The sequence below is a fragment of the Enterococcus sp. AZ035 genome (genome assembly GCF_050548325.1).
GTDB lineage: Bacteria > Bacillota > Bacilli > Lactobacillales > Enterococcaceae > Enterococcus > Enterococcus faecalis.
This window is the reverse complement of the sequence record NZ_CP172958.1, coordinates 1,746,975-1,760,674: the sequence shown is the minus strand read 5'-3', so window position 1 is coordinate 1,760,674 and position 13,700 is coordinate 1,746,975. Positions and strand designations below refer to the sequence as shown.

Genomic DNA, 13,700 nt, shown 5'->3' with positions numbered 1-13,700 from the left:
GTGTTTAAGAAAGATACATATTATTAAATATATAAGGAGAGTTTCATGAAAAAAATCATTTCAGGTATGTTAATTTGTACCGTATTATTAAATAGTTTTAGTGTGATTGCATCAGGAGAAGAGCTTGTAAAAACAGAAACAACGGGGGAGACTGGCTTGGTCACTCAAGCTACGTCAGAAACAACGACTAATTCAACGGAGGATACATCTTCTGTTACAGAAGAAAATACCTCTGAAAGAGATAGTTCTGCTTCAAGCACAAAAGAAGAGTCTCTTGATTCTTCAACAAATAGTACAACGGAAGAACATTCTTCTGTTTCAGAAACAAACACAACAGATAGGAAAACAGAAGCATCACAAAGCTCTGAAGTAGAAAAAAAGACCATTGACCAAGATGAAGCGGATTATCAAGAAGCAGCACGTGAAGGAACGAACCATAAAAAAGGAACATATGCTATGAAAAACGGCATTTCTTCTAGGGTAGCGCGAGCAACAGTTGCGAACGTCTATGCGAATGATCCTAATTTGCCTGGCAAGAATTTTATTGACGTTTCTAGTTGGAATGGAGACATTTCAGTAGCTGAATATCAAAAAATTAAAAGCTATGGTGTAACAGGTGTCTCGGTTAAATTGACAGAAGGAACTTGGTATGTTAATCCATATGCTGCGGGCCAAATTAGAAATGCCAAAGCTGCGGGCTTAAAAGTTTCAGCATATCACTATAGTATGTATGTCTCTGCTGCGACAGCACAAGATGAAGCAAGATATTTTGCTCAGGCGGCGGCTAACTCTGGCTTAGATAAAAATACCATAATGTTTAATGATGCGGAAGATCCAACGCTTACAAACAATGGGCGAAACGCCCATGCTAATTCTGTTGCGTTTAACCAGCAATTAAAGGCACTAGGGTATAAAAATGATGCGTTGTATGTTGGCAAATGGTGGTTAACAAATGGCTATATCGACACCTCCGCCTTCGGAAGAGACAGAGTATGGGTAGCGCAATATCCATATACTCCAGATAGTTCCATGCAGTGGAATAATGACCATGGTGCTTGGCAATGGTCTTCGCAAATGTATTTCCCTGGTTTAGCTAATTATGAAGGGCGTCCGTTTGATATTTCCATGACCTATAGTAATTTTTTAAATATGGGTAATAGTAGTGGGCCTGACTTAAGTAAGTATTACACAACTAATCCAGGTCGAGTGATCATGAAAAATGACGATACTTTTTACCAAGATGTAGCGTTTAGAACTCCTGGTTGGCGAGTTAAAAAAAATACACTAGTTACCATTAAGGGGATTGAATATAGTTCAGCAGGAATTCCTCGATTGGTCACAGACCAAGGTTATTTAACAGCAAATAAAGATTATGTATTAGCGGCACAAAGCAATATTGATTTGTATTTTACGACAAATCCTAAAAAAGTTCGTTTGAAAAGCGATGATTATTTCTATGCTGATCCAGAATTTAAGCAAAGGTTGTCTAAGGTTTCGAAGGGAACAATAGTAGAAGTTGAAGATTTAGCTTATACTCAAAGCGGTATATTTCGATTGAAAACAGCGAAAGGATATTTGACTGCAAATAAAAATATAGTTGAACAATATAAAGGATTAGAAGATACTTACTACACATCTAATCCTGGACAAGTAATTACTAGAAATGAAGATACCTATTACAAAGATGTAGAATTCAAGACAAAAGCAAATAAAGTATCTGCAGGCAGTGTTTTAAAAGTAACTGCTATTGAGAAAACAAAATCAGGAATTCCTAGATTGAAGATGGCAAATGGGTATTATTTCACGGCTAACAAGAACTATGTAGTAGCTACTGGATCTTGGATTGCTAACTATCATACGGTTAATCCAGGGCAAATTATTATGAAAAATAGTGATAATTTTTATGGGGATTCAGACTTCTTATATAAAGGAGCAGCTGTTTCCAAGGGAAGTTTAGTTCCTGTTGTGGGAATCGAGTACCGTGAAAATCAAGTTCCTCGTTTGATTACCCAAAATGGTTATTTAACGGCTAATAAAAGTTATGCACAAAAAGTTGTGCCAAACATCAAAGATTATCTATATGATTATCCAGAGTATGTAGTTATGAAAACAAATGATTATTATTATCAAGATGTAAATTTCAGTAAAAAAGGTGAGTCTGTTTCTAAAGATACATTAATCAAAGTTTTAAGTGTTGATTATACCGAAAACGGATTACCTAGATTAAAGACTGCCAAAGGTTATATAACTGCTAACAAATCATATGTTACAAAATTGGTATCAAATTCAGATAATTACTTTACTGAAAATCCGCACCAAATTATTATGCGAGTGTCAGATAAACTATATACTGATGTAGAGTTTCGTAATGGTAGCAGAACCTTATCATCTGGGACTGTTGTTCCAGTTAAGGGCATTGAGTATTCCTCTAAAGGTGTTCCTCGCTTGAAGACAGAAGGAGGATATCTTACTGCAAATAAAAACTATGTGACAGCTGCTGGAAATGCCAATAACAATTACTTTATCACTAATCCAAAAAAAGTTAAGCTCTTAATTGATGATTGTTTCTACAATAATACTGAGTTTACTAAAAAAGGACAGGCTGTTAAGAAGAATACGATTGTTGAAGTTGAAGCAATCGAATATACAAACAATGGTATACCAAGGTTAAAGACGAAACAAGGGTATTTAACTGCTAATAAGTGGTATGTAGCAAAAGTGGGTTAAGCTATCCGCCAATAAACAACCTTATTGATTATTAAAGTAAAGAGAATATTTGAAAGGTTAACTATATATTGACATCTTTGTTGGACTTATTTTTATACGAGTTCGACAAAGGTGTTTTTTTATAGAGAAAAAGATTTTATTGGTCAAAAATTTTCGCTATTTATAAAGGGGCTAAAAGTGTTGTTAAAATTGATGAAAAGCATAACAATCATCTTTTTATTCAATCAATATCTAAATAAAAAAAGAAATACGATAAAGCCTAAGACTATTAAAATATATAAAATAAAACACCGCCAATATTTACAGTTCGATTAAGGTCTACGATAAATTATTGAAACTTACTGTTAGTTATGAGAAAATGTAAAAGATTGAATGCAGTTTTGGCTGTGTTGATGAATATATAAGTTAAACAAAATTGAAATAAAACTAGTTGTTGACTAGTTAGAGAAAGGATTTTGTATCAAATGATTACAGCTTTAATTATTGCCGGTGGGGTCGGTAAACGAATGGGGCAGGAGATTCCTAAACAATTTATTATGGTAGAGGAAAAGCCAATCATTATTTACACATTGGAATCTTTTCAAAAGCATCCACTCATTGATCGAATCTTAGTTGTGTGTAAAAAAGGTTGGGAACAAACACTAGATGCCTATGCAAAAGAGTACCATATTGACAAATTACAATGGATTATCCCAGGGGGAAATTCTGGTCAAGAATCAATTAACAATGGGGTTAATTTCTTAAAAGAACATTCAAACCCAGAAGATACTATTGTTATCCATGACGGAATTCGTCCATTAGTTGATGAATTAGTTTTATCTGATGTAATTGTTAAGTGTCAAGAATACGGCAATGCAGTGACTTCGTTGCCATATAATGAACAAATTTTTGTAAAAGAAACTGAGGAAACAACTCGACAATATATTAATCGTGAAACATTACGTCGCGTGTCAACACCACAAGCCTATAAATTTGAAAAATTAACTTGGGCTTACGAAAAAGCATTCCGTGAGAATATTGGTATTTCTGAATCGTCATACACAAATACTATGATGGTGGATTTAGGCGAAACATTGTATTTTGCTTTAGGCTCAGATAAAAACATTAAGTTAACCACACAAGATGACTTACAGTTATTTAAAGGCTTCTTGAAAATGAAAGAAGAGTAGTGGAGGGATACCATGTTATTTACAGACGATAATTATTTATCAGACGTTGAACGAGTTTTAGAGAAGACACCAGATTGGACTAAAGTAACTAATAAATCTGTTTTTATAACTGGTGCTTCAGGCATGATTGGGACCTTTTTAATTGATGTGCTTATGTACCAAAATAAAACGAGAAATGCGAATATTTCGATCTGGGCGATGGGACGAACATTGTCGCGTTTAGAAGAGCGATTTACTAGTTATCTAGAAGATCCGTTATTCCATATAGTTATCGGAGATGTCACAGAAGAAATTCAGATAGCAGAAGCTTGTGACTATGTGTTGCATTGTGCTAGTAATACACATCCTAAATCATATGCCAGTGATCCAATTGGAACGATTATGACCAATATTGCTGGTACGCAGCATATTTTAGATTATGCGGTCAAAGCGAATAGTGAAAAGGTGTTATTTTTATCAACTGTTGAAATCTATGGAGAAAATCGTGGAGATCTTGATAAATTTACGGAAGACTATTGCGGCTATATTGACTGTAACACGCTACGGGCCGGTTATCCCGAAGGAAAAAGAGCAAGTGAATCATTATGTCAAGCCTATATTCAGAAATATGGTATTGATGTTGTTATTCCAAGAATTAGTCGTACTTTCGGGCCTACGATGTTACTTTCGGATAGTAAAGCTTCTTCTCAATTTATTATGAATGCAGTCCATAAAGAAAACATTGTGTTAAAAAGTGCAGGGACCCAACTATATTCTTATGCATATGTTGCAGATATTGTATCTGCTCTTCTGTTTTTATTAGTTAAAGGGCAAAAAGGGGAAGCTTACAATGTTTCAAACGAACATTGCGATATTACGTTACGTACTTTTGCGGAAACATTAGCCAATGTGGCTGGAACAAAAGTGATTCATGGAGAAGCCACCGCCCAAGAAAAACAAGGGTTTTCTAAAGCAACAAAAGCACTACTAGACAATCAAAAAATCTACGCATTAGGTTGGCGGCCACTGTACGACAGTATGGAAGAACCATTAAAACATACAATTAAAATTTTAGAAGGTAGCGGAAATTGATATGCCCAAAATTAGTATTATTGTTCCTGTATACAATGTAGAAAAATATTTAGAAAAATGTGTACGCTCTATTTTAGCTCAAACGTTTACTGACTTTGAATTAATTCTGGTGGACGATGGCTCTCCAGACAGTTCTGGAGCAATGTGTGATCAGTTTGCTGAACAAGATCAACGGGTAAAAGTTATCCATAAAGAAAATGGTGGGCTAAGCGATGCTCGTAATGCTGGAATTGAAATAGCAACAGGTGAGTATTTAGGTTTCGTAGATAGTGATGATTACATTGCAGATGATATGTATGAACTATTATATACAAATATCGTAAAAGAAGATGCCGATTTATCAATCTGTGGTATTTATGATGTCTATGAGGGGAAAGAGCCTGTTGTAAAAAGTTTAATACAGGGAACTTTTTCTAGAGAAGAAGCATTATTGTTAATTTTACAAGGAAACATTATTTCCGTACATGCTGTAAATAAGTTATATAGACGAAAACTCTTTGAGGATTTAAGATATCCTAAAGGAAAGTATCATGAAGATTCATTTATTATAGTAGATTTGTTATCTAAATGTCAGAAAGTCTCTATTGATTCAACGCAAAAATATTACTATTATCATCGAATGGGTAGCATTAATACAGAAATGTTTTCAGATAAACAATTTGAGTTTATAGAAGCTTGGGAGAAAAATGAACTTAAATTGAAAGGTAAGGGAGCAGTTATAGAAGAAGCTGCCCATCAAAGAGTTTGTTTTGCGAATTTTTTAGTATTAGATAAAATTTTGATTAGTAATGCTCCGAAGAAAAAAGAAACGAAACAAATTGTTCGCTATCTTCGGGAAAACTTTATTTTTATTATGAAAAATAAAGTTTTTACAAAAAGTCGTAAACTATCAATGATTTTACTTATGTTTGGTCTTCCTTTTTATAAAATACCAATTAAATTGAAAAGAAAATATATAGAAAAAACAATAGATTAACAAGTTGTAATCTAAAAGTTGTTTTAAATAATTGGAGGATATGATGATTATTAATTTATCACAGCAGATGCAAAAAATAGAAAAAAGGATAGCTATACCATATATTGTTTTTTTTGAGTTAGTTCTAATTTGTCGAATGGTTAGCATTTATTCGACTTTACCAACAAAAATAGATTCATTATTTACCTTGATAATTATGCTATTGTCAGGTGTTTACTTCATATGTCACTTCTTGCCAATTTTTATAGAAAAAAAACAAAGAAGAATAGAATACTGGCTAATTGCTTTTATAGGAATTTTATTTTTAACAACATTTATTAATCATACGTATGCTTTTTCAGAGAACATTAAGTTGATCATTTGGCAATGTATCTTTTTCTTTTCCGTTTACGAAGTAGGGCGTTCGAATGATAAATCTGTTTTTAAAGCTTTTGAGTATGTACTTTTAATTGTTTGGACCGCATTAGTCATCGTTGGGTTATACTTATTTTTTGCGCGAATCAGCTTTTCAAAACCAGTAGAGTCTTTGTATTACGGAATGAGAATCGGTTTTTTTGAAAATCGATTATATGGTGTTTTTGTGGAGCCTAACTATGCATGTACCATCTCATTAGTTTGTATTTTGGTTGGCGTGCGGAATTTTATTAATACCAATAGCAAATGGTTAAAAGTGGTTTGTGCAATGGTGATTTTTCTACAATTTAGTTATGTAGCATTGTCTGGATCAAGATCAGGAGTTATTCAGTTGATTTCAATGGTAATTTTCGGGATGTTCTTTACAATTTGGTTCTTTCAAAAAAATACATCCAAAGCAGTTATAAAAAAAGTTGTGCAAGCAGTATTAGTTTCTTTTTTCTGTGGTGCTATTGTTTTCGGGGGCTTACAGTTAATAGAAAAAGGGTATATTGCTACTGCAAATTCAGTGAATATTGAAGTACCAAAAGTTTTAGATAATAAAGAAAATGAAATTCTAGGAAATAAGAAAATTACTACTAAGAGACCAGATGTTGAGGGGAAAGATGATATTTCAAATAGTCGATTTGCTCTTTGGCAAAGTGCGATAGATTTAATGAAATTAAATCCTATATTTGGCACTTCTCCAAAAGGTTTTGCAGATATAGCTAAAGATAAATTGCCTCAATCTCATATTGCTAAGACAGCTCAAACACCGCATAGTTTTTTCTTCTATTTATTAGCAGCTACAGGGATTTCAGGTACAATTGTATTTCTAATTTTCTTGCTATCTAAAATGTTTAACTCTGCTAAATTGCTGTTTAGCGTTCGAATTAAAAATTATATGGATTTTGTGTTAGATAACCAAATTGTGTTAGTCATTTTAATTTCTGGATTACTGATAACTGAAGTCATTTTAACAAGACGTTTTGCAACAGTTATCTTTTGGTTATACTTAGGTAAAATTCAGTATCGCACTGACATGGAAAATGATTTGATTAGAGGAAATGAGCAATGATGCTCATTTTTTCTACTATACAATTGATTATTATATAAGTAGGAGAGTAATATCATGCAAAAACTTACGTTAAAAGAGGTTCAGGCGAAGGCTGTTGAAATATTAGTGTATATCGATAATATTTGTCGATCTAACAACTTGCATTATACATTATTTTATGGAACATTGATTGGTGTAGAACGTCATAAAGGTTTTATTCCTTGGGATGATGATATTGATATAGTTATGCCAAGGCCAGATTATGAATTGTTAATTAAAATCCTTAAAAACGATTCTAACTATCAATTACTTTCTTTTGAAACACGGAAACATTTTCGTTATCCTTTTGCAAAGTTAGTTGATCCTAATACTGTAGCTCATTCCAAACAATATTTTGGTGGAGAAGATAAGGACTTAGGAGTTTTTGTAGATATTTTTCCAATTGATGGTATCCCTGATACTCAAAAGGAGAGAAATGAACTAAGAAAGATAACGGAACAGTATCGGTTAAACTTAATGGATACTTTAGGTTTAAGCTATGCACGAAGTTTTCATCTTAGTAAGGCATTAATAAAATTAATAACTCGTTATCCTAATCATTTTAAAGTGAAAAAAGTAGGAAACAATCAATATTGGCGTGATGTATATCAAACAGAGGCAAAAAAAACCCCATTTGGAGCAACAAAACATTGTGGTTATCTAGAATGGATTCATATAGATTGGGGTGTATTTCCTAATGAATGGTTTTTGGAATATGAGGATGTAGAGTTTGAAGGACATAAATTTATGGCCATTAAAAACCGAAAACAATTTTTAACTTTACGTTATGGAGATTATATGGAAATGCCTCCAGTAGAAGAAAGAATCACTCATCATCCCTATGATTTTTACCAAAAATAAAGATTATTTATAGGTTTTTTAGAAAGAAGGCGTACTTAAATGAAGCAGCAATATACAGCAACTGTTGTTATGGCTACCTATAATGGAGAAAAAAATATCTTAGAACAGTTGGATTCCTTAAAAAATCAGTCGAAAAAAATTGATGAAGTATTAATTTGGGATGACTGCTCTACAGATTCTACAGTTAAAATAATTGAGAACTTTATTTCTGAAAATAAATTAGGTGAAACGTGGCATTTGAAAATCAACACGGAAAATTTAGGTTGGCGCAAAAATTTCTTTAATCTATTGAATGCTGCTACTAAAGAAATTGTTTTTACGTGTGATCAAGACGATATTTGGGATGCATCTAAAATTGAAGTGATGTGTGAAGCTTTTGCAAACACTGATGTTAAAGTTTTAGTAAGTGATTATACTGAATTAGTAGAACCTGGGGGATTAGCAGAGGAATTAAAAAAAATTGATTCAGTTAAATTGCCTAATCAAAAAGCAGAACAGATTATATTTAATGAGAACAATTTATTTTTACGTCGCCCGGGATGTGTATATGCAATTAGAAAGAGCTTCATTGCCAATGTTAATCTATACGCATCTGAAATGGAAAATCCTGTACATGATATGGCGATGTGGGGAAGTTCTTTATTAAGTGATGGGCTCTATATTGTTAGGGAAGAATTAATTAGATGGCGTAAACATGGACAAAGTTCCTTTAAAAAAGAAATTGATTTAGCTAAGAAACAAAATCACTTTGAGGAAAGATTGAATACTTTACGCCGGAGATTACAGCGTACAGAGGCTGCAAAGAATTATTTAAATAATCAACCACATGTTGAAGAATTTGAATATAAAGACAAAGTTCTTTCAAATTTGATTAAAGAGTTGAATATGCGAGTTTCTTTATTAGAAAGAAAAAAAATAATCCCGAGTCTATGTGCCTTTTTTAAGTATCATCACAAGTTTTATTTTAGCACAGATATCTACCATATCATGAAATATAAAATTAGAAAGTGAGCATAATGCTATGAATTCAAAAGCAAAAATGGTGGCTAAAAACCTTTATTATACTGTGGCTGCAAATTTTGCAACGTTGGGTATTTCGGTTCTCTTAAATTTATTTGTCCCTAAGTTGTTAGGCGTTACAGAATACAGTTATTGGCAACTTTATGTTTTTTATTCTTCATATGTTGGATTTCTCCACTTAGGCTGGATTGATGGTATCTATTTAAAAATTGGGGGAGAAGAATACGAAAATTTAGATAAAAGAAATCTCGGTTCTCAATTCTGGTATTTAGCGATTTTTGAATGTTGTATTTCTGCTTTTGTCATTCTTTGGGCTTACTTTTTCATGCCGAAAGAATATCAAGGGATTATTTTGATATTGACGGCCATTGTTTCAGTAATTACAATTGCAAAAACGTTTATTCTGTATGTTTTTCAGTCAACAAATCGTATTAAGGAATATGCTCAATTATCCAGAAATGATCGCTATTTATATGTCCTGTTCATTGCAATTTACTTTGCATTAGGAGGACGAGATTTTTATTGGCTAATCATTATGGATATACTTTCTAAACTGATTATTACGGTTTGGGGAATGTTTAGAGTTAAAGACATGTTGCGTGTGAACATGATGAGTTTGAAGGAAGTTACTCCTGAAATAGTTGATAATATTAACATAGGTAGTAAACTAATGCTCAGTAGTATAGCAAGTATGCTAATAATGGGAACCATTCGCTTTTTTGTTCAACAGCGTTGGACAATCGAAACCTTTGGTAAATTGTCCTTTACTTTAAGTTTATCAAATATGTTTTTAACTTTTATTAATGCTGTTGGAATTGTAATGTTTCCGTTGTTAAGACGGACAAATAAAGAGCGATTGCCGTCTTTATTTGTCACATTAAGAGGTGTTTTTGTTCCGTTGACGTATGCAATTCTGCTGTTATATGTACCCGTCAAATTTGTTTTAGGTATGTGGTTACCCGAATATAGCGAGAGTTTGAAATTTATGGGAATTCTATTTCCTATAGTTATTTATGAAGGCCGGATGTCTTTACTAATTAACACGTATTTAAAAACGTTGAGAAAAGAAAAAACAATTTTATTTGTTAACGTATTGACACTTGCCTTGTCGTTAATCTTATCGTTGTTTGTGATTTTCGTTGTTGGGAACTTGAATTTAACTGTTGGATTGATATTAGTAAGTTTAGCATTTCGTTGTAATTTAGCGGAAATTTTTCTATGCAAAGATATGAATATTAAAATAGGAAATAGCACTGCATTGGAAACGTTGGTTACATTATTGTTTATCTTTAGTAATCTTTGGTTTGGCGGTAGTATTTATAGTTTCATTTCTTATGCAATTGTGTATATTATCTATTTCTTATTCATTCATAAGAGCTTTGTAAATAACGCAAAGAATTTAAAATATTTAGTAAAAGGTTGAGAACGTTATTTTCTCTCCTTTTTTATTGAAAAAACAAACTGTAGTCTTTGACATCTAAAAATGGTAAAATTAATGTATTATTTTAATTGGAGTGGGAAACTTGAGGAACTTTTTAATCACAGGCGGCGCCGGCTTTATCGGCTCAACCTTAGCAAATTATTATAGTAAAGACAATCAAGTTGTGGTCATTGATGATTTATCAATGGGCCAAACTGAAAATTTAAACGCATCTGAAAATATCACGTTCATTGAAGGTAGCGTGACTGATCAACAATTAATGGAAAAAGTACTACAAGAGTATCAGTTCGATTACATTTTTCACTTAGCAGCGATTGCTAGTGTAGCAGATTCAGTAGCACGTCCAGTGGAAACACACCAAGTGAATTTTGAGAGTGTGTTACAATTACTGGAATTAATTCGGAAATACCAGAAAGATTTAAAACGTTTGGTGTTTGCTTCTTCTGCAGCGGTTTACGGCGATGAGCCAACTTTACCAAAACAGGAAGAGTCAGTAATTCGTCCGTTAACGCCTTATGCTGTGGATAAATTTGCTTCTGAAAAATATGTTTTAAACTATTGTCATTTATATGATGTTCCAACAAGCGCTGTTCGCTTCTTTAACGTTTATGGGCCAAACCAAAATCCTAATTCGCCTTATTCTGGCGTTATTTCGATTGTGATGGACTCTTACAAACGCTTATTAGCCAATCAAGAAGTGACATTCAATATCTTTGGCGATGGAAAACAATCCCGTGATTTTGTCTTTGTTGAGGACGTGGTTCAAGCGTTGAATCTTGTCGCTCATTCTGACCAATCACTTGGGGAAGTGTATAATGTCGGAACAGGGAAAGCAACCGATTTAAATGAGTTAATTTCTTCTTTAAATGATATTATGAAAGTCACTTTGCCAGTTGAATACAAAGAAGCACGAGCTGGGGACATCAAAGATTCCTTAGCGGATATATCTAAATTACGTGCCATTGGTTATGAACCGAAATATAGTATTCAATCTGGTTTGGATAAATATGTTAATTATGAATTAAAAGCGGAAGGTAAGCAGAGATGAAAGTTAAATTAAATAAAAAGAAGATATTTATATGCTCAATTATTATTACATTTTTGGTGATGCTTACTTTAAATAATTTAACACCATTACTTGCAGATGACTACGAATACCTTTATAAAACGAAAAGTTGGATGACAATACTGATAGATGAATACAATCAATACATGACATGGACCGGACGTTCAGTGGTCCATATAATTGCAAGAATATTTTTATTGTTACCAAAAGGAATTTTTAATGTTTTTAACGCTTTGGCATACACAATAGTAACATATTTAGTTTATAGACTTACTTTACAAAAGCAAGATGAAAAGTATAATTCATTTAGATTTATTATTATTCAAGTGCTATTTTGGTTGTTTACCCCAGCCTTTGGAGAAGTGTTTTTGTGGGAGACAGGCTCAGCTAATTATCTTTGGGGAAGTTTAATTATTCTTTCGTTCCTTTATGTGTATCATAGAGAAATCATTGAAGAACACGTCTTTACGAAAACAAAATTAATGATTTTTTTGATGTTTGCTTTAGGAATTTTGGCTGGTTGGTGTAATGAAAATACCTCTGGAGGAGCTTTGCTTATCGTTTTAGGGTATCTTGGCTGGCAGTTTTATACAAAACGAAAGCTTTCTTTATGGATGTTCACGGGTGTTGCTGGTAATGCTATAGGTTTGGCGTTAATGGCTTTAGCACCAGGAAATAAGATTCGCGCTACTTATTTTGCTAGAAGTACTTGGTCTTTACCAAGAAAGGCCATGACAGGAATCATTACAATATTTGAACAAATGAAAGAAAATTTATCATTATTTTTAGTTATACTGATTTTGTTGCTTGTTTTATATACTTATATTAGTCAAGATAAAAAAAGAGTATACCTAAGTGTTGTTTATTTTGTTTCTGGAATGGCTACTATGCTAGTTTTAGCCATCTCTCCAACGGCATTAACTTATGGACGTTCATACTATGGGGCTGTATTATTCTTGATTATCGCTTTTTCTATGTCACTGCCAAATTATAAAGTAAATATCAGGTTTTCTCCAATTTACAGTGTTTTGTATGTGATTTTGGCATGTACATTCTTCATGAACGTAATGGTTGGTGTAAGTGATATATTCTTGTCAAAATTGGATTTGACAAAACAATATAGTTATTTAGTTGAGCAAGAGAAAAAAGGAAATATCAATCCTGTGTTTCCAGATATATCATATAGTAATACAACAAAATATTCAGCTTATTCTAATCATTTATCGCATGTAAAAACTAATTCAGATGCACAAGTTAATCGTTCTGTTGCAAAATATTATGGCTTGGAGTCTGTGCGAAGTGTTTCAGAAAAAGATTGGGACAATATATATAGAAATGGAAACCCAGAGTTGATGAATATTTTTAATCTTAATGATTATTTACAAAAATTAATTGATACGCAATATACTATTTTATTAAGTGGTTATGGTAATCAAGTCTATCTTTCACAAGCGGAAGAGTCGCTTTTAAAAGACTTAGGGGTAGACGTAAAATTCGAAGGTAACAATGCGTGGACTTTAAGTGCAGTGATTTCAAAAGATAATAAAACAGTTGAAACAAATGCAGAATTATCGAGACTAACTGGTAAAATTGAAGCTTTAAATTATGATGTATTCTCAAGTTATACTAATTATGAAAATCAAACATTTGCTTCTGTAAAAATAAATGATACAGAAATGTCTAGAAATAAAAAAGGTTTGAACTTTGTGATTATTGATAGTAATACTAACAAAGTTATTGATTCGGTAAATTTTGATATTACAGAAAAAAATGCTCCAGGAATGCGTTAGTTGTTATATCTTAAAAAGAAGCCCCTCATTTGTGAGAGGCTTCTTTTTTCTACATTATTTGAACCCACCTCACTCCAATGGTACAATAAA

The 13,700-nt window shown here is 32.6% G+C and carries 10 protein-coding genes; all 10 read left to right on the top strand.

Going from position 1 to position 13,700, the window contains the following annotated elements:
* The first annotated feature begins 45 nt into the window (after window positions 1-45).
* Window positions 46-2,727 (top strand): DUF5776 domain-containing protein, encoded by a 2,682-nt coding sequence (locus IGL32_RS08510; protein ID WP_002379608.1) that lies wholly within the window; start codon window positions 46-48, stop codon window positions 2,725-2,727.
* Between the two features lie 464 nt (window positions 2,728-3,191).
* A complete protein-coding gene (locus tag IGL32_RS08505; protein ID WP_002378508.1) occupies window positions 3,192-3,896 on the top strand; it encodes an IspD/TarI family cytidylyltransferase in 705 nt (234 codons plus the stop codon).
* A gap of 12 nt (window positions 3,897-3,908) precedes the next feature.
* Window positions 3,909-4,967 (top strand): NAD-dependent epimerase/dehydratase family protein, encoded by a 1,059-nt coding sequence (locus IGL32_RS08500; protein WP_002378507.1) that lies wholly within the window; start codon window positions 3,909-3,911, stop codon window positions 4,965-4,967.
* A gap of 1 nt (window position 4,968) precedes the next feature.
* On the top strand, window positions 4,969-5,943 hold the full coding sequence (locus IGL32_RS08495) for a glycosyltransferase family 2 protein (protein ID WP_002379607.1): 975 nt from the start codon (window positions 4,969-4,971) through the stop codon (window positions 5,941-5,943).
* A gap of 40 nt (window positions 5,944-5,983) precedes the next feature.
* Window positions 5,984-7,414: an O-antigen ligase family protein gene (locus IGL32_RS08490; protein WP_002379606.1), complete on the top strand. Its 1,431-nt coding sequence runs from the start codon at window positions 5,984-5,986 to the stop codon at window positions 7,412-7,414.
* Window positions 7,415-7,468: 54 nt separating this feature from the next.
* Window positions 7,469-8,293 carry a LicD family protein gene (locus IGL32_RS08485; protein ID WP_085443936.1) on the top strand — a complete coding sequence of 275 codons (825 nt, stop codon included), beginning with the start codon at window positions 7,469-7,471 and terminating at the stop codon, window positions 8,291-8,293.
* A 39-nt stretch (window positions 8,294-8,332) separates the two neighbouring features.
* Window positions 8,333-9,304 carry a glycosyltransferase family 2 protein gene (locus IGL32_RS08480; protein ID WP_085443937.1) on the top strand — a complete coding sequence of 324 codons (972 nt, stop codon included), beginning with the start codon at window positions 8,333-8,335 and terminating at the stop codon, window positions 9,302-9,304.
* Window positions 9,305-9,314: 10 nt separating this feature from the next.
* The gene (locus IGL32_RS08475) at window positions 9,315-10,736 is read left to right on the top strand and encodes a lipopolysaccharide biosynthesis protein (RefSeq protein WP_002380514.1); all 1,422 of its coding nucleotides are present in this window, start codon (window positions 9,315-9,317) and stop codon (window positions 10,734-10,736) included.
* Window positions 10,737-10,827: 91 nt separating this feature from the next.
* Complete coding sequence (locus IGL32_RS08470) at window positions 10,828-11,802, top strand: GDP-mannose 4,6-dehydratase (protein ID WP_033593143.1); 975 nt, start codon at window positions 10,828-10,830, stop codon at window positions 11,800-11,802.
* A complete protein-coding gene (locus tag IGL32_RS08465; protein ID WP_085454823.1) occupies window positions 11,799-13,610 on the top strand; it encodes a DUF3329 domain-containing protein in 1,812 nt (603 codons plus the stop codon). Before IGL32_RS08470 ends, IGL32_RS08465 begins: the two co-directional genes overlap by 4 nt.
* Window positions 13,611-13,700 lie beyond the last annotated feature (90 nt).